Here is a 22,853-nt window from a genome sequence, read left to right on the forward strand (position 1 = left end):
GATTTTAATTGATTCGATTTGACTTATTAACCAAGTTATCAATTTATTTTTTGCAAAAATTGCTTTATTTCATTTGCGATTTACTACAGATTGTGTAGTGTTTTGCGAACAGAATATTTATTAAGTTTTGGCAGTAAATGGAGTTAATTGCCGAAAGTTAATTTTTCATTTCAATGTCGATGTATGATTTTAAATTGTATAATTCGATTATATCCTCTTGGTTACCTTCTAATTGGGCTATTTGAATAAATGCAATATCATTGGCAAATGCTTTTTCTCCGATTAAGTGTTCTAAATGTGTATAAACTGCTTCTCTAAGTTTAGGGTTGTCTTTATGGACTATGTAGTTTTTGAGTAAAACTCTAATTCCTAAATCGGTTGGTTTGTTTGGGTTTTCTAGTGGTATGAAATACATTTCGCTTATTCGTAAAGTTATGCCGTAATATTCTAGTGGTTTGTCGGTGCCGTTTTCGTATTTGGTTAGGTTGGTTTCGGGTTGGAGGAATGCGGTAGTTTTCCATCTTTCTATTTTTGGAGCATGATGTATTAGTAATTCCACTTCTTTGAATAGGTATGGGTTTCCGTTTGCTGTAATGATTATTTCAGCTTCCGATTTTTTGTTTTTTATAATGATGTCTAGGTCTTTGTTGTATTGATGCAAATAATATAATAGTTTGTCTAATTGAACTTTTAGTTCGTCTTTTGGGATTTCTGCAAGGAGAAGGAAAACGAAATTGTTTTGTTGGAAGTAGTTCCAGAAGGTTGTTATTGTTTTCATGTTGTTACTTGTTATTGGAACGCGGATGAAACGGATTCGCCAAGGCGAAACGCGGATTTATACGGATTTTTATCTTTTATCTTTTATCTGGTGTTGATTTATCATATGCTATTAAATTCACCATCTCCCTAAGCCTTGAGCGAACACGATTGCCGTACTGTTTTTCAATTTCTGTGGCTGATAGGTTTGTGGTTATGTGTGTTTGGAGTTTTTTTGAAATGAATAGATCATATCGACTTAATAGAATTTCTGCCATTACATTGCATTCGTTTCCAAAATACTTTATGTTGTTTTCTGTTCCTAAATCGTCAAAGCAATAGGTTCTTGGTTCTGCTTGGTATAATTTGCCTTTACTGTAGCGATGTATGACTTCGTAGCCGTCTTGGATGAATTCAAAGCTTATATCTCTACATGGTTTTACTGAAAATTTATTTTCTGTTTGGGCCAAGTATTTCATTAGGTTCATCAGTGATGTTTTTCCACAGCCTATTGGTCCAGAAAGTAGGATGCCTTTTTCTAAATCGATGTTGAATTGATAACAAGCTTGTTCATCCTTTAAAAAGTATGCAATTAGTTTATATATTATTTCATGGTCTGTTTCTAAGATTTTGAACTTCTTACCATATAACTCAACTCCTTTTTTTTCTAGCCAAGCAATGATTTCTGTATAACTTAATGTCGTATTCATAACTTATAATTTTTATACCTGACTGCCACTGGCAATCCTTCTCTTAATATCAAACCTTTTGCTTCGAGCTTATTAATTATTTCTAGGTAATTGTAGTGGGTTTTTATATTATCATTCATTTGCCTTTTTTTTTGTTCGCTAAAGCGAAGATTTTGGAACACTGATGTGCTTCGCCAGTTCGGCAAAAGCCTCGGGTGACAGATTTGACGGATTAACCACCCCACCCTTCGGGCACCCCTCCAAAGGATGGGAATTCTAAAGTGGTTCTGAATAGTCTTTATCGGTTGTTGTGTTGAGGTGTTTTGGACGATTTGTCGGATTAGTGACGGTGTTGTGATTAAAATTAATGCTGTTTAATATCCAATTTTGTGCTGCTGCTTGCCAATCGACCATTGGTGTTTTTCCACCCACTAACCATCCGTTGCTTGAGAAGTAATTGAAAAACTTTTGTGCTTCTAGTTCTGGAAAGTTATTTTCTTGGAAGTAGGATTTGACTTCTTGCAAGTTTGGTTGAATGAAACCTTTCTTTTTTTCGCGCAACTTTTTTTCTTTTTGAGTTCCCTCGACTTCGCTCGGGATGACAATTTTATCTGAATGATTATTTTTTGAGATTGCTTCATTCTTCGCAATGACATTTTTTGCTTGCTCGTTCAAGTTTAAAACGTTTTCATTGTTTAAAATGTTTGTATTGTTTATATAGTTTATAGAAGGTACTAGTGCTTGTTCACTACTTGTTTCATCACTAGTACAAGACTTGTTTAGAGCTTGTTCTGAAACAGGTTCAATAACTGGTTCATTTTTTAGTTTTCTCTCACTTTTTGGGGCTGGTTTGAGATCTTCGGAAAAATTGAATAAAATGACGTGACTTCCTTTGAATGGATTGTAGGATGGCTCGTAGTTGATGTAACCTAAACTGTGCAAGTTCTTCAGGCATTTGTGATAGGTTGCTTTGGAACTGATTTTGCTTATTCGCATTACCTCATCGCGATTGATACTTATTGGATTTATGAAGCGGTTGCAGTTCCAAAATTGAAATAAGGCCATATAGAGGCTGACATGGGTTGGATTTAGGGCTTTGTCTATTACTACTTTTTCGAAGAAGCCGGTTAGGTGTTTTATGTAGTTCATTTTGCTAGTGAATAGTGATTAGTGATTAGTCCTTAGTGATTAGTGATTAGTCCTTAGTAATTAGTCCTTAGTAATTAGTGAGTAGTGAATGGTGAATGGTGATTAGTCTTGCTTGAACTGCGTTCAAGAGTTGAACTGCTTCGTAGGAGGTACTTCGACAAGCTCAGTATGGCAAACCACCCCGTCCTTCGGCCACCCCTCCAGAGGAGGGGAATTACTTGAAAAGCGTGGGTATTGCGTTTGTTTTGTTGGTGTTTAGGAGTTTATCGATGTCGGCATTGTCGTAGTAGAGGGTGCCGCCGATTTTGGTGTAGGTTAAGGTTCCGTTGATTCGGAGGTTTTGGAGTGTTCCAGGGGAGATGTTTAGGAGATTGCGGACCTCAATGGATTTGAGCCATTTTTTGGTTTGACCTGGTTTGGAGTGGATTAACTCTTGCAGGTCTTTTAGTAATAGTGTTCTAAATTCGTTTAAATCTTCACGGGTAATAACTTCGATAGCCATAACTTTAATTTTGTTGGGTTATGGTGCAAAATTCTGTGATTTGATAATTTTTGTTTCAGAAGTGATTCAGAAGTGGAAAACAAAAAAGTTTAATTTTAATGAATGTATTTTTATTTTTGCCAATAAAATCAATAATTTAACGTGAAAATAATTTTTTAAAATTTCACCATATAAATCACATTTTTTTTACTTATGATGGAAGTCCATATAAGTTTTGCGTAATTACTGTTGGTTATTTTGTTGGGTTTGGTTTGCCGATTTTAGCTGTTGGATGAAGGAAGTGGGTGACATTCCGATTCTGTTTTTGAAACAGAGTGTGAAGATTTGCGTTGAGCCGAAACCGGCTTCATCTGACAGGGCTTTGTTGGTGTAGTTCCTGAATTTATTATTGCTAATTAACAACTCGACTATGTAATCAATTTTAAGGTCGTTTATGTAGGTTGTGGTCTTTTTTTCCCTTTGTTCGGCAATTATTAAAGAGGCATATTTGGTATTCGTATCCAGTAATGAGGCAAGCTTTGCCAAATTCATGTCTTTTTCAAGGAATTTCTTTTGTTTTTCAAATTTCTCCAAATTTTTCAATAGTGATTTGGTTAATTCCGGACTAAGGTTTGTATTTTGGTTGATTGATGGTAGTATTGCTGACTTCTTTTTTTCTGCTAAATCGGCCATTATTTGATTGAATTTTTCTTTCTCTCTTTTTTTACTGAAGAGATGCCAACCCAATAGAAAGCATAAAGTTAATGTTAACAGAGTTACTACTATAAAATATAACTTTCTGTTTGAAGCTAATTCGTTTTCGATTTTTCTCTTTTTTTCTAATAATGTTTTAGTATCATACTCTTTATGCATTTTGTAGGTAAGGTATTTGAATTCTTGGTTTATTTCTTTATCAAATTCTATTAGCTTTTTGATGAAGAATAACTCCTTTTTTAATTCATTGGTTTCTCCAAAATATTCTATCAGCATTTCATACCCTTCTCGAAGATATGGACGACTGTACTTTTTTGTTTGAATCCCATCATGTACTTTTGTAAAATATGTAACCGCTTTATTTTTTTCGTTTATTTCCCAATAGCATTTTCCGAGAAAAAATTGGGTTGTAATCAGCGTAGCATTGTCGTTTACTTTTTCAAAATGAGGTTTTGATTCTTTCAATAATTTGATTGCATTTTCATAGTCTTTTTGTTTGCAAAGGTTAATACCCTCCGCATTTTTGAAGTAAGGAATCATATCATCCATTTCATATTCACTGGATAGTTCCATACCCAGTTTATTGAAATATGAAGAATGATCATATCTTTCAATTTGTGTGTAACACAATGCGATTATGTGCATTGATTTTAAATAGCCCAAATCATTTTCTTCTTTAAAATAGTTCATGCATTGATTTAACAATGCAATTGCTTCATCGTAATAGCCTAAGAAATGTTTTGTTAGAGCAATGGTATATTTTACTTTGTGGATTAAGTATTGATCATTTGTTTTCGCTATATAATTGTTGGCTAGAATATATAGATCTAGTGCCTTTGTGTATTCATTGTTATCATAATGTGCTGCACCAATTGTAAGGTAAGCACTCCCCAATATATCGTTGTTTTTAGTTGCTTTCGCTTTTTCAAGTAAGCTATCTGCATAAATCATTCTATATTTTTTATCTACAAAATGGATTAATGCTTTATATGCTTTGGTTTGCTGCACTAGGTTTTTTTCCTCATCTGCTTTTTTGAGCCAGTATTTTGCTAACTGCTGTGCTTTGATGCTATCCGTTCGAAATTCTATTACTTTTTCTACAAAATATTGGTAGTTTTTATTGGACAGACTGTCACCTGGATTAATCTGTTTTGCTTGAACATTTGTTAAAGAGAAAATTGTGAATGCTACGCTAAATATAAAATTATTCATTTCAGTTGGTTAAGGTTTAGTTGAACTTACTATTTAAAAAGTTTGGGAAGTTGAAATTGGTTCAGTAAAAATATTAATTTTTTTTAATTGAAAGTACATCAAAATTATAAGCATTTTAATCTGTAAATGAATCGATGTTTTTAAACTTAGTGGCATATTCAATCTTGTCCTATTTTATTGATAAAGACTAGTGTTTTTAATTGTATTGGATTCTAGAATACACTAGTTTGAATTCGGAAATTCGTTAGTAGTTGTGTTGTGGGGGTGGATTTGAGCCGATAGTTTTGTTCTCGAATTCAACCGGTTTTACTTTGGTAGAACCAAGCAAAATACTGTTCAGATTACCCCGGGAGAAATGAACTGATTAAAAATAAATCAGTAATATTTAACACTTAAACCAACATGAAAAATTATTTCCTTATTTTACTCGTAGCTTTGCTCTTTGTTTCTTGTGAAACAACAAAATCTGAACTAACTAGTTCTGAAAACAATACTCTTGGCAAGAAATCAGAAGACTTACTTCCGTTGAATCCTACTAACTCGTATGATTTTGTAGGTCAAGTTCATTATGATATTTCTACTTCTTATTTTGCAGATTCCAATTTACCCAAAACAGTAGACAGTATTGTTAGTCAAGTTAACTTGAAAGCTAGTATTCATCCATTTTTTGATGATTTTTTATCTGCCAATTACAATTTAGTTTCACAAAGCCGAATTGTTTATTTGGTTTCTGATAGCCATGGTGCGTTTGATTCCATTGTTGATGATTTAACACTAAATACTACAGCTAAAAAAGACTTTCGCCTTTTTGTAGAGACTGTCTTGTCTAAAGTGGACAATGATGAGGATTATATCGACATTCATAACTACATTGTCCATTACGAATCGACAATACAGGATTCTGGTGAGCTTTCAGCTAGCGAGAAGGAGTATCTGTTGACGGTAACATCAATCATTCGACATAGTGTTTATGCTAAAAAGAAAAGACCTAAGAAAAATACTGATCTTGACTGGTATTGGTTGAATGCGAAATTTACCGGAGCTGTTGAAGGTGCTCAGTACGGAAAATCTCATGCGATACTTACTGCTTTGAAAGCTGGAATTATAGAAAACAAGTAAGCAACCATTCTTATTTTAAAAAAAGGCTATCCGCTAGGGTAGCCTTTGGTGTTCATCTACTTGATTCATTCTTTTTATCAGGTTTTCTTTTAGTACACTTATGAATTTAGTACGCTCGTATTTTCTGTTAGTGATTTCGTAAAATGTTCGGTGGAACTGACCAAGATCTATGTCAAATGCTTTGCTGAACCCTTGCACAATTTCTTTAATATCTGCTGCTCCGTGATTGAATACAGCTTCTGTGTGTAAGGCATAAATTAATTCAATTATTCCCACCTTGGAGCCTGTCCATTTTAATACTTTTTCTTGACTGCTATTTTTTGATACTGTTGATCTTTTTAATTTTTCAATCAGGTAGATTTGCAGTTTTTCGTAGGCTAAAATCTGAGCTACTTTGTAATCGTGTGATGTTGCAAATGATTTGTCTATTTGAAAGTAGAAGGTATCCATCATCCATTTGTTATCCATTTGATTTCTTAAAAAATATTTATCATCTAAGTATTGATTTCCATTTCGATAATATCTGTAAAATTCAGCGTTATCGATAAAAAATTGTTCTTGTTTTTTTAGTTGGTTGGCGTAGTACTTTCGAATGGTTTTTTCTGAAGCTACCGGTTTGTTGGATTCAATAGTATATATTTCGTTGAAGTAGATTATTTGGCTTGTTAATTTAGGTTTATCCTTTTTGAAGAAGTCCATTTCTTCTTCTTGACTAGTTTTACGGCCGATATAAGTGGTTCTTAGGTTTTCGTAACCTTCCATCAGTATATTGATTGCTAGCGAGCAATTTTGAATAGGGTCTTCTTCCACTAATGGGATGATTTTAGTGAGTTGTTGATCGAGTTGATTGAGGAGTTGGTTTGCGTAGTTTTTCATGGTTGTTTCCCTCATCCTAAATCCATCTCCTTAAGAGAGGGACTTTGGAACTGTGTTAAAATTTTATTTTACTTTCCCTTGGACTTTATTCAATTTTGGTTGCTTTTGGCGTTGGTAAAACTAAGTTTGTTTTTTGTTTGAAGCAATTGTTTGGGTGTGCAATTCTGGAATTGCATAGTTAGTATTTAAGAAATGCATAGTACTTTTCATTTTTGAACTGAGAGCTTTTCAATTTTTTGAATTGAGCTTTTTTCACTGTTCATAACGGTTTCATTTTCTTATTGAAGCATTGTATTTGTTGAAAAACTCTCTCTTTTTTAGCTGTATTTATTTTTGCATTTTTCTTGAAATTTGGGTGTTTGATTCTAGAATCCAATACCTAAGTTTTAGTTTAAATTGGTATAATTTGATAGGTTTGTTTCACTTTTTACTACTTCTAGCGTCACAAAATCTATCAAATTCTATTGTATGTCCATGCCAAATCAAAAGGAAAAACTCAAGATTATTTATCAGTTGTTGTTTGACTTAGCAACCGGTAGAAAAACTGTTGCTTTGGATATTGGCAGTTTGGATGATGAATATGACTCCATTTTATTGTCTTTATCAGAGCAAGGTGAGCGAATTCGCTCGTTGGTTTTGGAGCAAGGTATGGTTATCCCTTATTCAAATTTTCTGCATTTGTCCCAGTTTGTATTTGTATTGGATACCCATTATAGAATAGTCGAATTTAATTTTACTGTTGCAAATCGGTTAAAGTATGAATCAGAAGCGATTCAGAGTCTGCAATTTGAAAGCTTGTTGGATGATTCTTCTAAGTTGGTTTGGAACGATTTACTTCAACAAGTAGGAAGTGATGCTCCTTTTTTTTTTACCATTGAATTGCTATTTTTAACTGTGGATGGATTTAAGTTGCCTTTGTTTTGTTCGGTTAGTAGTAGCCTTGTCAATCCGTTCGTGTTTGTATTATCTGCTGAAGTTATTTTAAAAGACACTCCTTTTTTGAAGCAGATTCCTTCGGTAGCGACTGAGAAAGCTAAAGCTGAAGCTGCTGTGATTGCCCAAGTTCATGCTTATATTTTGGAGCATTTAGATGTTCAGTTGCCTTCATTAAAGTCGCTTGCCTTACTGTTTGGTAGTGAGGAGCACAAAATACGTCATGGATTCCGGGAGCATTATCATACCAGTGTGTATCAGTTTTATCAAGATGAACGGTTGAAGAAAGCGTATTTACTCATTTTGCAAACTGATTTACCTTTAAAGGAGATTGCGTTTCAGTGTGGTTTTGGGGTGTATTTGAATTTTTATAAGGCTTTTCGAAAAAAGTATGGGTTTTCGCCGAGTGAACTTTTGAGGGGGTGAGTTGTTGGTTGTCGGTTGTCTGTTTTCTGTTTTGGAATGGGATAACGAAATGCTTGATTTGCATAGTGTTATGAGTATATTTTTTGGAATTTTACAGTAGTTAATTTTTTTTTAGTCACAGATTACGCTGATTTAACGGATTAATTTGGAATACTTATATCAATATGAAAATTAGGAATTATGAATACAGATAAACTAAAAAATGGTACTGTTTTGTTCGTTAGCTACTTATTTATTTTGCTATTTGTTTATGCTGCGGTTAGTAAGTTTTTGGATTATGATAATTTCCAGGTGCAGTTGGGTCAATCGCCTTTGTTGAGTGCTTATGCTGGTTTTGTTGTTTGGATGATTCCTCTTTTGGAACTTGTGATTGCTGTTTTGCTGGCTGTAAAACAATTTAGAGTGATAGGACTGTATGCTTCTTTGGGTCTGATGGTCCTGTTTAGCAGTTATATTTACTTAATTTTAAACTATAGTTCCTATGTGCCGTGTTCTTGTGGAGGCATCCTTGAAAAGATGAACTGGCATGAGCATTTGTATTTTAATCTATTTTTTACTTTACTATCCTTATTTGCCTTGTTTTTGCTGCAAAATACTAAAAGGTCGTATGTCATTCGAAGCTTACTTATTGTTTTGGTTGGTTTTTTTCTGGTAGTGCTTTTGTTTCTTACTTCGGATTATATTATTCACAAGCATAATAATTTTGTTAGAAACTATATTCCTAAAACCGTACAGCTTGCTACTACGAAAGATTTAGCTTTTAATAGCTATTATTTTGCAGGAAAAAGTACCGCTAAAATTTATTTGGGGAATAGAACTGCCCCTGCACTTATTACTGAATTATCTGCTGATTTAAAGAGTACTCAAAGTTATCACATTGCTATTTCGGACACTTTATATCCGTTTCGCTCTATACAATTGCGGGTGCATCCTCCGTATTTTTATTTGTGGGATGGCACTGTGCCGTGTTTGTTTCAAGGAGATTTGGCTACTACCCAAGCACGATTACTTTCAGACAAAGCTTATGGTTTTACTAAAGCTGAAGTAATCGATTCTACCCGTTTAGTTATACGAACCATCAATAATTCGGGAGAAAATGTGTTAGCTATACTTTCGTTGCAAAATGGTACGATACAAAAGTTTGCTCCTGCTTTATTGGAAAAGCAAATCGATGGTCTATTTGATACCGATGGTACCTTGCACTATAGTGCAGCCCAACAAAAATTTGTTTATCTCTACTATTACCGAAATCAATATGTGGTTGCTGATAAGAATCTTACATTACTTTATAAAGGCAATACTATTGATACCACGAGTCAAGCAAAAATTAAAGTGACCTATGTTAAGCATCGTAATCAAAAAAAGTTTTCGGCACCACCACAGATGGTTAACCGAATCAGTGCTTTGCACAACAATTTATTATTTGTAAACTCAACATTGCCTGGACGATTTGATGTGAAAAAAGTTTGGGATCAATCTAGTGTTATCGATGTTTATGATATCAGTAGTCAAAGGTATTTGATTAGTTTTTACATTAAAAACATTGATGGAGTTACACTAAATGATATTGTCGTTACAGATACCCATTTTTATGCCCTTATAGGAACCCATATTGTTTCTTATTCCTTAGGGAACGAAATTCGGAAACATTATCAAACTTACTAAAGATTAACCGGCCGGTTACAGGGATAAGATCGAAAACCTGTAGAAAAGAGTAGATCACTATTATAAACCAAAATTTAACACATATGAAAAATGTATTTTTAAAAGCAATACTACCTGTATTTGCTTTTGCCTTGGCTTCTGCTGGTGCTGTGAGTACCAGTAATTCAAACTCTAGTTCGGCTACTTTGGCCGTTCAAGGTTGGAAACAAGTTTCACCGATAGAGTGTGAGTATATTGCAGATTGTAATAATGAAGGATCTGTGATTTGTATGAGTGGGTCTGACCAATTGTTTGGTAAACCTACACCAGCTTCTTTTTGTGGAGAAGTATTGACGCATAGACCATAGTAAGGATGCGTTAAATTTATGCAGGCTGTATTCTATATAGCCTGCATTTATTATTTAGTACCCTTTATTATCCATTCAGCAGGTGACTGGTCTTTTAGATGGTAGTTTAACCAATCATTAAAACGGTAGTACAAATCTACTTGACTTTCTTTTTTTAGCAATGAATGTGATTCATTGGCATAATTGAGTAAAATGACATCTTTATTGAGCCTTCGTAGTGCAAGATAAAATGCGATGGTTTGATTCGGATTTATTTGTGGGTCTTTTTCTCCTGTCCAAAGTAGTATAGGAGTATTTATATTTTCAACCCACGTTGAGGGTGAATTACGCTCATACCCTTCTCTGTCGTTATATAAGGAATTTCCCATTCGCCATTGTTGACTTTCAAAACGCCACATTTCGGGATCTCCAGTACTATTGCTTATTGACAGGTACCAACTTGGTAAGTCGAAAACAGATGCTCCCGATATCGCCGTCTTGAAAAGGACGGTTTGTGTACTAATGAAATTCGTTTCATACCCTCCAAAGGAATGTCCTATTAAAGCTATTTTATCTGGTGATACGATGTCTTTGCGAAGTACTTCATTGGTTGCTGCTACTACACAATCCGTTGCCGATATGCCCGGACTCCCTAATTCATACTCAATGTCTGGTAGTAATACAAAATAGCCTTGATTGGTTAAATTTGTAACATTAAAACCTGATGTATTGTACTTCGTTGGACTAAAATAATAGTGCTTTAAATAATTGAGTTCTTCGTAAATAGAAACCACCATTGGGTATTTTTTGTTTACATCGTACTCAATTGGATAATATAAAATGCCTTTCAGTGTTTCGCTTTTGGCATTTTTGTACTGTATCTGTTCCTGTTTGCCCCACAAATAGTTCTGGTAGTGTGGGTTGCTTTGGTAGACCTTGTTTGATTCCTCTGTTTTTGCATCATACTTATTTAATGCTTGTGGCTGAGAAAAATGTTGGGATTGATACACATAGCATGGTGCATCCGAAGCTTTTTGTATCTCTTTGTTTAAGTAATCGTTGTAAACCATCGGTTTGATTGTTCCATTTGGTTTTCTAATAAAATAGCCCGTAGCATTTTCACCAGTAGCTGAAAGTACCATGTCTTTTGTTGTATCGACTTCTACGCTTCCTGAAAACTTTTCTACGTTGTTTCTTGTAAAATGTATTATCCTAAACGTGATTTCTTTTTCTCTACCGTTTGTTAAACGAATAGGTTTTGTTCCATTGAACGGTATTTTCCAAACATCGTATTGATCATATAGCAATAGGCCATCGTGGTTTGCTCCCCAACCTCCAAAACGGTACGCACTTTTTTTGCCGTAATCCAAACTATTCCAGTTTATTGAAACGGTGTTTGGGAGCGGTATGTTTTTTTGATTTTTTAGATCGAACAATTGCCAACTTGTTTCCTTGCAATAGGCTATATAGTGGCCGTTGGGAGAAAAACTTATGAATCCCTCGGCACTGGATTGATTTTCAACTACTAGTTTTTCTTCTCCAGTTTCCAGATTTTTTACATAATAGTCCACTAGTGGTTTCATGGTGTAGTGTGGTTCTTTATCTGAACTACTGTAGTTAATTGCATAATCCATAGTGGGATTTAGGAGGTAAAAAGGCTTACTATCACTTGTTATGAATTGATATTTATCCTCTTGTGGCCACCAAACGCCATATCGAATGGTTTGTTCAATTGCTGCTATTTTTTTTCTTTTGGGATAGACCATGCCATCCGTTCCGTACCATATCTCTACAATTTTTGACGAAGGATCGCTGCTTTGTTGTTTGCGGACTGCCAGAACCACACGTTTGTCATCCGGTGAAATCGATAGGTTTATGTTGTCTATCTCCAAAGAATAGTCTTTAGGAAAGTTCAACGATTCCTTATTGAATTGTCTTTTTTGTTTAGTTGATACGTCATAAAAACAAATGCTTGCCTCTGCGTTGTCCTTTTCTTTTTTTAGATAAGCAAATGAACGACTGCTTGCACTCCATGTAGCATTTGACCATTGCTGTGAAGGTTCTTTTTCTATCACCGTTTTTGTTATGGTCTTATCCAGATTAATCCAATAGAGTTGGCTTTCCCCTTCAGAACTACCCATACCTACCATTGCCTTAGTAGATGGACTCATTTTAAAGGCTGTTATTCCCTTTACAGTTTCTATTACTTGCCCTTTGTCATTTCGGATGCACATTTCTTTTTGATTGGGTTTGTTTTCGAGTGTGATTAAATAGTTGTGTTGGGCTGTCACAGCAAATGCCTTTACGTCTGGAATTCTTTGTTGAAAACCTGTTATTAAGTCTAACAAGCATAAGGTATTTGTTTCATCTACTACTGCATATTTGTTTTCCCCAAAAAAATGTCCTTCTCTTGGATGGGCCACTTTATACGTTTTCTTCCCATTTGTTTGGACAATGTGCAATGTGTCGGGACTATCTTCATAATGCATGTAGGCTGTTGCCCAAGACCCCTTATCTGAAACGGTGTGCTTGAACATGGTTCCCCATGTTTTATAATCGGCTTCTGTTATTGGCTTTTTGTGTTGTGCTTGACTGTAAGCGTAGCCTGTTAGGAGCATTATAAGCATAAGCTTGTAGCCCGTTCGTTTTATCTTTTTTATCTCTTGTACTTTCATATTAGTAGCCTGGATTTTGAGGTACTAAAAAAGGATTTGCATCCATTTCTGCTTGTGGCAATGGCCATAATTGATCTGTGTTTGACCAACCCGGTTTACTTCCTAAAACTGTATCTAGTTGCCCTAATCGTTTTAAGTCTAAAAAGCGATGTCCTAACTCGGTGAATAATTCTAACCTACGTTCTTGCTGTATGGCCGTTAGGATTTCTTCTGCCGTTATAGCAAACGTGTTGGGAAGTCCTGCTCGCTGTCTGATTGTATTTAGGTCTTCTTTGGCACCAATGAGCTCTCCTTGTTTGGCTCTTGCCTCGGCACGAATTAAATACTGCTCTGCCAATCGCAAGACAATGGAGTTTTCCACAGAGGAAGGTGTTGCCATATCTTTTTTGTACTTGTATGCATGATACCAAACCTGGCTGCCATTTGTTATTTGTTTCACCCAATGCAGCTTTCGCAAATCATTGTTTTCGAATTGAGCCACTAGCTCTGCTGATAATGCAAACTTACTTGGTGGCCCCGTGAAGAATATAAAAGAATTTCCTTCATAGGTGTTGGCACCTGTTGCCCCTGGAGATAATTGCCAAATTGTTGCACTGGATTGTTTTAAAAACTCTTCGTTTAGGTTCTGTTCTAATTGGTATAATGCAGTTTCATTTAGCACAGCGGAAGCCATATTAGACGCTTCTGCATAGTCGCCATGGTATAAATATACTCTTGCTAATAATGCCTGAATGGCCGCCTTATTGGGACGGATTCTTCCCGAATCGAGATATGTTATATTTACTCTAGTGATTGCATTTTCTAAATCGGAAATTAGTTGTTGAAATACCTGTTCTGTGTCCATGCGTTCCACTGTACTGTTTTGATTGTAGTCTGTAGTTGTGATATATGGTACATCGCCAAAAACGGACATTAACTGAAAGTGTAGCAAGGCTCTAATGAACAACGCTTCTCCTTTGATTTGATTTTTTACCGCTTCTGACAGAGCCGTTGCATTATCGACCCCTTCTATTACGGCATTAGCCGCATAGATTTGGTTGTAACTGTTTCGCCAAAGTGTATTGATACTTGCATTGGTTGACAATAACGCATTGTTGAAAAAGCTTTCTGAGGTATTGTTTCCCATTTCAAACGAAATCAGCTCATCGCTATATGTACCTGCTAAGCAAGTGAAGCCATTGGGTCTGCCGGAAAGAAAGCCATTTTCACGCATTTTTGCATAGATATCTGTTAATGCTACCGTTGCTGTTAAGGCATCTTCAAAAACTGCCGGTGTTGTTAATTGTGAATTTGGTGCGTCTACTGTAACAAAATCGTCACATGCCTGTATCGTTACTGCTAGTATTACCATTATTAGCTGTAAAGTGTATTTTTTGATTTGATTTTTCATGGTATTTTTCATTAAAAAGTAAGTTGAACATTCAATGCATATATCTTTAAAGGTGGTAGTAAGCCTCCTTGTGTGAATTCAGGATCAGCTCCTTTATATTTGGTAAAGGTTAGCAGGTTTTGTCCTTCCAATGCCAAGCGACACCCTATGTTAGGCAGTATACTTTTTGGTAGTGTATAGGCTAACGAAATATTTTTTAATCTGATGAATGAGGCATCACTAACCGCCGCATTGCTTAAACCAAAGAAATCACTTCGCTGGGTTGCTTGTTGGTTTGCGTTGGTGGCAAATAATTGATATGAAGCTGTATCGCCTGGTTCTTGCCAACTGTTTAGGTACTCGATTGGTTGGTTGATGAAGTGTCCTGCAAACTTTTGGGTATTGGCAAAATTGAAGTTCTGCTGTTTGACAAACTGAAACAAGAAATCCAGTTGGAATCCTTTGTAGGTTAGTACATTTTGCAGTCCACCATAGAAATCAGGATTGACATCTTTGACTACTTGGCGATCGTATTCGTATGAAATTATTCCATCCCCATTAAAATCGGTGAACTGATATAGTCCTGTTTGCGGGTCAACGCCTGTAAATTGAAATAATTTTTGAATCGTTGTTGGTTGACCGACTACATATTGATTGCGGTATGCTGAGGTTTCTAATCCCGGAAATGCGAGTAATTTATTGCCTGCTTTGGTGATGTTGAAATTTGAAATCCATGAAAAATTATCGTTTTGGATGTTTTCTGTTCTTAGGGTGAACTCTATTCCACGATTCTCCACCGTAGCGTTTAAATTGGTTTGAATGGAGGTGAAACCTGTGGTTCCAGGTAGTGGTAAGCCCACCAATTGATTGGAAGAACGGTTTCTGTACGTTGCCGCAGTGAGCAGTATGCGGTCGTTTAAAAAACCCAGTTCTAATGCCGCTTCAATTTTTTTATTAGACTCCCATCCAAAGTTGGGATTGTACAATCTAGAAGGTTGCAGACCGATGCTTCCTCCGTAACTAATTCCGGAAGATGAATAGGTGTTTAGGTATTGGTAATCTCCAATTTGGTCACTACCTGTTGTTCCGTAGCTGGCTCTCAGTTTTCCAAAACTAAGAAACGCTTCTGTACCTTTTAAAAAATCTTCTTTATGGAAAAGCCAAGCAGTACCAATTGCCCCGAAGGTAGAAAACTGATTACCGGTGCTGAAACGGCTTGAACCGTCTCTTCTGGCTGTAAGGTTCAGTATGTATTTTTTTTCGTAGGTATAATTTGCTCTTCCAAAGAAGGCTTGGTACTTGTATTCTATTTGCTCGTTGTTTCTGATTAAGACTTGTGAAGCGGCCGACAAATCATATAAGAGGCTGTTGCTTGAAAAACCTGTTGCTAACGCCAGTTGTTTGGCACTGGATTGCTTTTGGAACGTTGCTCCCACCAAGATGTCTAGTGTTGCCTTTTCAAATTCTTTATTCCATGTTACTTGGGGTTCCATGATCCAGGAACGTCTTCGCAAACTGTTTAGGTAAATGGATGAATATTGACTGCTTAAATTGTATGAAGGATTGTAGGTGGAAGAAGGTGTTGCCCGACTATCCTCGTTGTTTAGGTCGGAGATTCCAAAGCTTGATTTTAGGACTAAATTATCTGCCAGTTTATACGAAAGTACTGTGTTTGCGATTAAATCGGTTGTGAAGGTTAGGCACTTTCTTACGTTGTTTGAGAGTGGGTTTGTCCAAGTGTTATTTTCCCAATTTAAATTTCCTTCTGCATCATAAAGTTCCGGTGCATTGGGTGCTAATTGGCGGGATAAGGTTACATAGTCTATCCAAGGCAAATCGTTGTTTTGTGCTGTGTAGCTGCCTGAAAATTGGACTGTAAATTTATTGTCTTCCGAGCGGTGATTCATATTTAGACGCGCTCCTCCTCGTTTGTACAAAAAATCTCCGGGAAATACACTGCTTTCGGTTCTGTAATTTCCGCTCACTAGAAAACTGGTTTGTTGGTTTCCACCGCTTAGAGTTGCTTGTATGGTGTTGATTTCTGCCGTGCCACCGATTAAGACTTTTTGCCAATTGGTGTAGCGGTTTTGATCCCAGTTGCCGTTGACATCATGGGCATTTGCGGGAAAGTTTGTTATGCCGTCATTGGCAAATGCTTTCTTTCTCATTTGCAGGTATTGTTCGGTATTCATTAAGTCCAGCATTTTGCTTACAGAACCCACAGCTGAACTGGTAGTGACTGTGAAGCTTGTTTTGCCGGACTTTCCTTTCTTGGTGGTGATTAACACTACTCCGTTAGCCCCTCGGGAACCATAAATGGCTGTGGCATCGGCATCTTTTAGCACTTCAATGCTTTCGATATCATTTGGGTTGATGCTTGCCAGAGGATTGCCGTTTCCGATTGTTGAGGTTGAGGTTTGTGGATCGCTAATGGCATCTGTGCTGTAGGGAACACCATCTATAATGTAGAGTGGATTGTTAGCATCTTCTCTTAAACTATTGACTCCTCTAATATTTATTTTGAATCCACCACCGGCAATACCTGTTTCTTGGACTATGTTTACGCCTGCCATTCGTCCTTGCATGGTTGCTAAAACGTTTGGTACGGGTTGTGTTTCTATGTCTTTTGCGGAGATTCTTGCTATGCTACCAGTGCGTTCTTTGTCTTTTACCGAGTAATACCCTGCATTGAGGACTATTTCTTTGAGTTGTGTGGTGTCTTCTTGCAAGGCTACATTTATTACTGTACGATTGGCAATGGGTACCTCCTTTGTTTTGTAGCCCATATATGAAAACACTAGTGTGTCTGTGGATCTTACTGTTATTTGATACTGACCGTTGAAATCGGTTAGGGTTCCTTTTTCTCCTCCTTTTATTATTACGTTGACCCCTGGTAAACTGCCGCTAGTATCCGTTACGTTTCCTTTTATCGTATTGGTTTGGGCATAACTGGCTGTTATGAACAGCAGGGAGAAGATTACGACTAGTTTGGGCAAAAGTGTGGCTGCCCCAAACTTGAAAAGTTGATTTTTATTCATACTTTTGAAATGGTTTTAATGAAACTTTGGTTTTGTTAGTACTTGCTCTCTAGAATGTTTGGTCGCAGGCTAGAGGGCTTTTTTTTGAGTCGAAAGTTGAAAGTCAAAAGTCAAAAGTTCGAAAGTCGAACCATGTTTTTTTATTGCATAGGCAATTGGTTTTGTTCGCTTTGCTCTAGGTTTTGGCACGCAGATGACGCTGATTTGGCAGATTTCCACGGATTTTTTACGCTTCGCTTTTTTTTGCCACAGATTGGAATGATTGGTGCCGATTTTTTTGGTTTTGTTTTCAACTTTGGAGTATTCCATTTTTTTTATTGCATAGGCATTGGTTTTAAAGGTTAAGGAAAATATGCCGCCCGTACTTGTTGTAGGCAAGGTTGAGCGACATCTTTCCAACTAACTAAAAAAAATTAAATGATATGATCATTACGCGACACTTTTTGAAAAAAAAGCAGTGCTGAGAATCTGAGGAATAGCCAATGCTGGCTATTTTTTTTGAGGAGTTCTTGATTCTTTTGGATGAGGTTCCCTTATTTATAGGGATTTCAAGATTCCCACCTACGTGGGAAAACAAAAAGCGTGGAACTCAACTTACTGACTTTGAGGTACTGGTATACCCTGCAACAATAAGAGAGCCCACGCCGGTATTGACGTGAGCATCATACTTATCATCTCGTTGCAAAAATTACCAGTTTTCAAAGTCGAGATTCAAAGCGAATGCTTCAAGTATTCATATGAAGAATCGCAAAATTACATCTTTAAGACATAATTATTTTGACAAATATAATAAAAAAGTTATACGATACAAATATGTATCGAATAATTTCTCTCTTTTTTTCAAATTTTACTTCATGAGAGAATATAAAAAAATTGAATTAGAAATATTAAATATCCAGATTGGATGTGTTCTTAGATATGCTCGATTGTTTTCGAAATTGTCTCAGCAAGATTTAGGATCGTCTCTTGGATATACATCAGTAATGATTGGTAGAGTTGAACGTTTTGAAAATATTAGCGGTTGGGATAAAATCTACTATATAGCGGAGAAATTAGAAGTAAATTTTCATGAGTTATTTATTTTGAAAACCAAAGATGAATTATTAAAAATTATAGAAGAATCGCTCAAGCTTGAAGTTAAACTAAATCAGGAGAAAAGAGACTACTATGAATTTTTAAAGAAAACAGTTGTAAAAAATTATGATTTATTATCTAAATTTAAAAAAGATTCTTAGGCATCTTTTTTAAATACAAATATTGTAAAACAAACTTTCGCCAACCTAGATATATGTGGATGTATTTACGAAGGTTTGTCTCGTACATATACAAGTTATGCGAAATTTTTAACAACTAACCATAAATTAAGATGAATCTTTATCAAGAAAACTCTACAAGAATAGTTGAAAATACTAAAGTATTAACTTCTGATATTCTAGATTTAGAGAAAAATGTGAATAAAGAGTTATACCTTAATCTCTTCAAGTTTTGTTATGAAAATTTAGCAATCAACAGCCCAAAATTTGATATTGAACCTTCTTACTTGTTCTTTTATGACAAAGAAAATTTAGTAAACGCTGGTGCAACTCTCAACGATGGTAAGTACATAATGTATATATCAAGTGAGCTTGTCATTAAACTTAATGATAGATTGAATTTAAAAAAATCAATTTTTGAAAATGAAAGACTAACAGATTATATAGAATTATCAAAAAGATTTAATGTAAGTTTAGAATACATAATGTTTCAAAGTTCCATCCTTTTTACCTATTACCACGAATTTGCTCATTTAGTTCAAAAAAAAGATGGTAATTTCTCTTTAAATGAAATACCAGAAAATCCACAACTTTTTATTCCTGAACAACATATTTTGGAATATGATTCTGATTTGAATGGTTGTCAATTTGTTCTATATCATTTATTAGATTATTTTGAAAATCTAAATCATGATAATAAAAACTCTAAAAATTTAAAAAATTTATTATCCGTAGGTCTATCATCAATTTTAATTACTTTTCTACTTTTCTACAATAGAGAGTTTGATAAAAATGACAAGTATATTGATAACTTTTATTTGGACCAAAAGACTCATCCACATTCATTAATTAGAATATCTTACATTATACAACATTACCAAAATGTTGCTCTAGAAAACGGAATAGTAATAGAGATTGGAGATTTACTAAAGGAAACTTTTCTTATAAGTGCGATCTTTTTTAATTCAAATTCATTCGTTAAGAATTGCTTAGATTTACTTGACGAAAATTTAGAAAGCATAAATTTTTATACAGGTTACTTGTTCGATGAAGCAATAAAAAGAGAGAACTTAGTTATGCAAAAACATCACCTATTTGACAACTAAAAGCGTCACATAATCGAGTAGACTGCCCTGCCAGAAACTGACAGGGAGAACCTCTCACACCACCGAGCATACGGGTCACGTACTCGGCGGTTCGCAAAGAGATGGGTTGAGTTGAATGTAGATTTCCGTTAAGGATTCGTATCCTTTTTGTTTCAAGCGTTTCAAGGTAATGGTCGTGCCTAAAATAGGACTTTGTGCAATTGCCCAACCGCCTTTTCGAGTTCTGCTCCACATGTAGGCGTGGTCTTGGTCTACACCTAATCGAATCAGGTTTTTCCTCTTTCTTTCAGGTTTCTTCCAATCAGTCCAAATGCAGTAGCGAAGTCGATTTCTAAGCCAACCATCAATGTCTCGCAGTTTTCCCATGATGTTCGTTCCACGAAAATAGTTTAACCATCCTCGTTGGACTTCTTTTATCTTGGTGATGCGTTCTTCAAATTTGGCTGGGGTGGTTTTACGGGTGATGCTTTTGAGACGCATCTTTAGGTTTTTCCATGCCTTTTCTGCTACTACAAGTTGGTATTGATTCTTGCTTCCTTTATTGTAAACAGGTACAAAACCAAAGCCAAGTAACGTAAAGTTAGAGGGTTTTCTAATCCCACTCTTTTCCTTGTTGATGGTTAGTTTGAGCTTGTTCTTAAGGAACTTTTCAATCACTACACTCGTAGCTTTCGCTTGATTGTGGCTCTTGCAGTAGATACTAAAATCATCAGCGTAACGTACGAATTTATGTCCGCGTCGGGTCATTTCTTTATCCAATTGATGGAGTAGGATGTTTGACAACAGTGGACTTAAAGGGGAGCCTTGCGGTACGCCTTTTCTTCGTTTACATAGTTTTCCGTTGATTTTAATCGGTGCTCGAAGCCACTTGCGAATGAGTTGCATCGTGGTTTTGCATTTCACTTTTCGGAATACCAAATTCAGAACTAAACAATGGTTCACTTCATCAAAGAAGTTTTTCAGGTCAATATCCACAATGTGGTTGAGTCCTGAATGGATGTAGTCCCGTGCTTGTCCAACGGCTTGTCGGGCATTTTTGTTGGGTCTAAATCCAAAACTGTTGGGTTTGAATTCGGGTTCAAATAATGGTGCGATGCTCTGTGAAACCGCTTGTTGCAGTGCTCGTTCGCTTGTTGTGGGAACACCCAATAGTCGGGTTTTTCCGTTTCCCTTTGGGATTTCGATTCCTAAAATGGGTTGAGCTTGGTAGTTTCCTTGTTTGATTTCCGTTATTAGCTGGTCTTTCTTTTCTGAGAATACCTTGCGGAGTTCTTTGATAGAAACGCCATCAACACCTGCACTACCTTTGTTGGCAATGACGTGTTCCAGTGCTTTTTGGAAGTTGTAAGGATGTACTACTTTTTCAATCATTTTAGTTTTGTTTTAACCTGTTTTCGTTAAGTAGGGCTATTCGCCGTGGCGAATTCCGTTACTTATTGAAAACCTCTTTACGTTCAGTCCTTCCTTGTTTGTGAGTCCTATGCGGTATCTATTCGCACCTCGTTGCTTTCAAGTACTATGACCTCTGCTGACTTCTCTTTGTGATTAACTCGTAATCTAAGAGACCTCCCCTGGTAACCGCTTTTTCCTTCCTCCAATGCCTGCGTCATCTACAAATTAAAGTTTTGGTATTCTTTGGACGTTGCGTTGCTGTGGACGCTTATCCGCTTTAAATTGCCTCTTATGACATTTCTGTTCGTCAGTACCGGATTTTGTAGTCCTGCTTCCTTCAGTGCATACCTCACGATAAACCACCTTGCAGCTTACTAAACCTTCGAGACGTTACCCTCGCGGTTAAGGGACTCACACCCTCTGGAAAAATAACACCCCGAAGATTAGTTTTTGTAATCCAAATTTGTATTTTTGAACTATTTGAAAAGCTTTCGGGGTGTGTCCTGCGGATGCAGGGCACACACAGCTATTACAAAGGATTTGGACATTAGGCTTAACAGAAAGTTGGTTTTGTATTTGGGATGATTGGCAAATCCAAATAATGTGCTTAATTTACACCCAAACCCGCTTTATTAGCAAAACATTAGCAGTAATATTAAAAAATTCATGATAAAAATGGGAAGACAGATTTTGGACAAACAAACTTGGTTGAAACATAGAATAGAATTAAATGGTTCATATGGTTATTCAGAAGACTGGAAAACTATAATAAAACTTTTTGAAAATAGAATTAAGGATTTTTATTTTGTGCCCATAAATGATATTTTAAGACCAAATAATAGAAAAGGAGAAGGATTCTCTGTATTGACATTACAATGTGCACTAATTGAAATGTTTGCAGCATTTAAACAAGGAAAAATACACACACACAAACGTCCGAAGAAAGGTGAGAAAAGACCAACCTACGAATATTATGATAGTGATAAATGCTTTGTGGAATTTTTAGAAAGTGAAGATGTCTTTGAAAATCAATTTTTTATGAAAGATAAAGAAACAAATATTATTACTTCTCATCCAATTTTTGATGCAAAGGAATTTTATGGAAAAGTTCGTTGTGGGCTTATGCATGAAGCCAGAACAAAAGAAGATTGGTTAATTTCTGCAGCAGAACCTGAAAAAGATGACGTTACAAAATTTTTGTTTTACAATGAATCCGACAAAACAAAAAAAATTAATAGAACAATTTTGCAGAAACAACTTGAAAAATATTTTAGTTCGTATATTATCAAATTGTCAATTGAAGATGCTGAAGGACAAAGTTTGAGAAGGTTATTAGCCCGAAAACTTGATCATTTAAATGATGTGCCAGCCGAATTATCTTTCGATTGGTGGAAAGAACAATAAAAACTACTGCTAACATCTAGAATTTCGTTGAGCTCGTAGAAGAGCCAACAATGAAACTCGTGTTGAACGGAACTGCTATACCTTCAGTTTAATGATGTTGCAAAATTTGACGAGTAATTCAATAATTTTTGATGTTCTTTTTTACTTGTCAAATTGGGATAACAACTTGTCAATTCGAGATTAAAGCCTTTTAGCACTACTTCACTTTTTGATTCTGTTCTATTTTTGGTGAATGGGATGGTAAAATACAAGAAAGTGGAAGAAATTATA

18 protein-coding genes are annotated in these 22,853 nt (G+C 35.7%); 7 read left to right on the forward strand and 11 right to left on the reverse strand.

Annotated elements, in window-relative coordinates:
• Positions 1-157 precede the first annotated feature (157 nt).
• From AAC008_RS02185 to AAC008_RS02205, 5 genes are all read right to left on the reverse strand, one after another.
• Complete coding sequence (locus AAC008_RS02185) at positions 158-778, reverse strand: hypothetical protein (RefSeq protein ID WP_339887142.1); 621 nt, start codon at positions 776-778, stop codon at positions 158-160.
• A gap of 76 nt (positions 779-854) precedes the next feature.
• Positions 855-1,466 (reverse strand): ATPase, encoded by a 612-nt coding sequence (locus AAC008_RS02190; protein ID WP_339887143.1) that lies wholly within the window; start codon positions 1,464-1,466, stop codon positions 855-857.
• A gap of 255 nt (positions 1,467-1,721) precedes the next feature.
• Positions 1,722-2,441: a transcriptional regulator gene (locus AAC008_RS02195; RefSeq protein ID WP_339887145.1), complete on the reverse strand. Its 720-nt coding sequence runs from the start codon at positions 2,439-2,441 to the stop codon at positions 1,722-1,724.
• Positions 2,442-2,808: 367 nt separating this feature from the next.
• Positions 2,809-3,096: a helix-turn-helix domain-containing protein gene (locus AAC008_RS02200; protein ID WP_339887146.1), complete on the reverse strand. Its 288-nt coding sequence runs from the start codon at positions 3,094-3,096 to the stop codon at positions 2,809-2,811.
• Positions 3,097-3,318: 222 nt separating this feature from the next.
• Positions 3,319-5,001 (reverse strand): tetratricopeptide repeat protein, encoded by a 1,683-nt coding sequence (locus AAC008_RS02205; RefSeq protein WP_339887147.1) that lies wholly within the window; start codon positions 4,999-5,001, stop codon positions 3,319-3,321.
• A gap of 402 nt (positions 5,002-5,403) precedes the next feature.
• Between AAC008_RS02205 and AAC008_RS02210 the strand changes: the two genes are divergently transcribed.
• Positions 5,404-6,120: a hypothetical protein gene (locus tag AAC008_RS02210; RefSeq protein ID WP_339887149.1), complete on the forward strand. Its 717-nt coding sequence runs from the start codon at positions 5,404-5,406 to the stop codon at positions 6,118-6,120.
• Positions 6,121-6,153: 33 nt separating this feature from the next.
• Here the strand turns inward: AAC008_RS02210 and AAC008_RS02215 are convergent, their stop codons facing one another.
• Positions 6,154-6,996 carry an RteC domain-containing protein gene (locus AAC008_RS02215; protein WP_339887150.1) on the reverse strand — a complete coding sequence of 281 codons (843 nt, stop codon included), beginning with the start codon at positions 6,994-6,996 and terminating at the stop codon, positions 6,154-6,156.
• Positions 6,997-7,470: 474 nt separating this feature from the next.
• On the opposite strand from AAC008_RS02215, the gene AAC008_RS02220 reads away from it, so the two are divergent.
• From AAC008_RS02220 to AAC008_RS02230, 3 genes are all read left to right on the forward strand, one after another.
• A complete protein-coding gene (locus tag AAC008_RS02220; RefSeq protein ID WP_339887151.1) occupies positions 7,471-8,355 on the forward strand; it encodes an AraC family transcriptional regulator in 885 nt (294 codons plus the stop codon).
• A gap of 180 nt (positions 8,356-8,535) precedes the next feature.
• Positions 8,536-10,020 carry a MauE/DoxX family redox-associated membrane protein gene (locus tag AAC008_RS02225; protein ID WP_339887152.1) on the forward strand — a complete coding sequence of 495 codons (1,485 nt, stop codon included), beginning with the start codon at positions 8,536-8,538 and terminating at the stop codon, positions 10,018-10,020.
• A gap of 83 nt (positions 10,021-10,103) precedes the next feature.
• On the forward strand, positions 10,104-10,367 hold the full coding sequence (locus tag AAC008_RS02230) for a DUF6520 family protein (RefSeq protein WP_140996409.1): 264 nt from the start codon (positions 10,104-10,106) through the stop codon (positions 10,365-10,367).
• A 50-nt stretch (positions 10,368-10,417) separates the two neighbouring features.
• Here AAC008_RS02230 and AAC008_RS02235 read toward each other — a convergent pair whose 3' ends face one another.
• The 4 genes from AAC008_RS02235 to AAC008_RS02250 all read right to left on the reverse strand — a co-directional run bounded on the left by AAC008_RS02235 (position 10,418) and on the right by AAC008_RS02250 (position 17,806).
• Positions 10,418-13,021, reverse strand: coding sequence for a prolyl oligopeptidase family serine peptidase (locus tag AAC008_RS02235; RefSeq protein ID WP_339887155.1), 2,604 nt, complete (start codon positions 13,019-13,021; stop codon positions 10,418-10,420).
• Between the two features lies 1 nt (position 13,022).
• Complete coding sequence (locus AAC008_RS02240) at positions 13,023-14,411, reverse strand: RagB/SusD family nutrient uptake outer membrane protein (protein ID WP_339887156.1); 1,389 nt, start codon at positions 14,409-14,411, stop codon at positions 13,023-13,025.
• An 11-nt stretch (positions 14,412-14,422) separates the two neighbouring features.
• Complete coding sequence (locus tag AAC008_RS02245) at positions 14,423-17,428, reverse strand: SusC/RagA family TonB-linked outer membrane protein (protein ID WP_339887157.1); 3,006 nt, start codon at positions 17,426-17,428, stop codon at positions 14,423-14,425.
• Between the two features lie 69 nt (positions 17,429-17,497).
• Entirely contained in the window at positions 17,498-17,806 is a 309-nt protein-coding gene (locus AAC008_RS02250; protein ID WP_339887158.1) for a hypothetical protein, read from the reverse strand.
• A gap of 476 nt (positions 17,807-18,282) precedes the next feature.
• Between AAC008_RS02250 and AAC008_RS02255 the strand changes: the two genes are divergently transcribed.
• Both AAC008_RS02255 and AAC008_RS02260 read left to right on the forward strand, forming a co-directional pair.
• Positions 18,283-18,663, forward strand: a complete 381-nt coding sequence (locus AAC008_RS02255) for a helix-turn-helix transcriptional regulator (RefSeq protein WP_339887159.1) — start codon at positions 18,283-18,285, stop codon at positions 18,661-18,663.
• A gap of 131 nt (positions 18,664-18,794) precedes the next feature.
• On the forward strand, positions 18,795-19,787 hold the full coding sequence (locus AAC008_RS02260; protein ID WP_339887160.1) for a hypothetical protein: 993 nt from the start codon (positions 18,795-18,797) through the stop codon (positions 19,785-19,787).
• 75 nt (positions 19,788-19,862) lie between these two features.
• On the opposite strand, the gene ltrA is transcribed toward AAC008_RS02260, so the two are convergent.
• A complete protein-coding gene (gene ltrA / locus AAC008_RS02265; protein ID WP_339887162.1) occupies positions 19,863-21,158 on the reverse strand; it encodes a group II intron reverse transcriptase/maturase in 1,296 nt (431 codons plus the stop codon).
• 696 nt (positions 21,159-21,854) lie between these two features.
• Here ltrA and AAC008_RS02270 point away from each other — a divergent pair.
• Positions 21,855-22,583 (forward strand): hypothetical protein, encoded by a 729-nt coding sequence (locus AAC008_RS02270; protein ID WP_339887163.1) that lies wholly within the window; start codon positions 21,855-21,857, stop codon positions 22,581-22,583.
• The last annotated feature ends 270 nt before the right edge of the window (positions 22,584-22,853 follow it).

This window comes from uncultured Flavobacterium sp., from assembly GCF_963975515.1.
Classification (GTDB): Bacteria; Bacteroidota; Bacteroidia; order Flavobacteriales; family Flavobacteriaceae; genus Flavobacterium.

Bases quoted from the DNA above. Each gene is read 5' to 3' on its own strand.
- AAC008_RS02185 (WP_339887142.1), bottom strand. From the start codon at position 778: ATGAAAACAATAACAACCTTCTGGAACTACTTCCAACAAAACAATTTC.
- AAC008_RS02190 (WP_339887143.1), bottom strand. From the start codon at position 1,466: ATGAATACGACATTAAGTTATACAGAAATCATTGCTTGGCTAGAAAAA.
- AAC008_RS02195 (WP_339887145.1), bottom strand. From the start codon at position 2,441: ATGCGAATAAGCAAAATCAGTTCCAAAGCAACCTATCACAAATGCCTG.
- AAC008_RS02200 (WP_339887146.1), bottom strand. From the start codon at position 3,096: ATGGCTATCGAAGTTATTACCCGTGAAGATTTAAACGAATTTAGAACA.
- AAC008_RS02205 (WP_339887147.1), bottom strand. From the start codon at position 5,001: ATGAATAATTTTATATTTAGCGTAGCATTCACAATTTTCTCTTTAACA.
- AAC008_RS02210 (WP_339887149.1), top strand. From the start codon at position 5,404: ATGAAAAATTATTTCCTTATTTTACTCGTAGCTTTGCTCTTTGTTTCT.
- AAC008_RS02215 (WP_339887150.1), bottom strand. From the start codon at position 6,996: ATGAAAAACTACGCAAACCAACTCCTCAATCAACTCGATCAACAACTC.
- AAC008_RS02220 (WP_339887151.1), top strand. From the start codon at position 7,471: ATGCCAAATCAAAAGGAAAAACTCAAGATTATTTATCAGTTGTTGTTT.
- AAC008_RS02225 (WP_339887152.1), top strand. From the start codon at position 8,536: ATGAATACAGATAAACTAAAAAATGGTACTGTTTTGTTCGTTAGCTAC.
- AAC008_RS02230 (WP_140996409.1), top strand. From the start codon at position 10,104: ATGAAAAATGTATTTTTAAAAGCAATACTACCTGTATTTGCTTTTGCC.
- AAC008_RS02235 (WP_339887155.1), bottom strand. From the start codon at position 13,021: ATGAAAGTACAAGAGATAAAAAAGATAAAACGAACGGGCTACAAGCTT.
- AAC008_RS02240 (WP_339887156.1), bottom strand. From the start codon at position 14,411: ATGAAAAATCAAATCAAAAAATACACTTTACAGCTAATAATGGTAATA.
- AAC008_RS02245 (WP_339887157.1), bottom strand. From the start codon at position 17,428: ATGAATAAAAATCAACTTTTCAAGTTTGGGGCAGCCACACTTTTGCCC.
- AAC008_RS02255 (WP_339887159.1), top strand. From the start codon at position 18,283: ATGAGAGAATATAAAAAAATTGAATTAGAAATATTAAATATCCAGATT.
- AAC008_RS02260 (WP_339887160.1), top strand. From the start codon at position 18,795: ATGAATCTTTATCAAGAAAACTCTACAAGAATAGTTGAAAATACTAAA.
- ltrA (WP_339887162.1), bottom strand. From the start codon at position 21,158: ATGATTGAAAAAGTAGTACATCCTTACAACTTCCAAAAAGCACTGGAA.
- AAC008_RS02270 (WP_339887163.1), top strand. From the start codon at position 21,855: ATGGGAAGACAGATTTTGGACAAACAAACTTGGTTGAAACATAGAATA.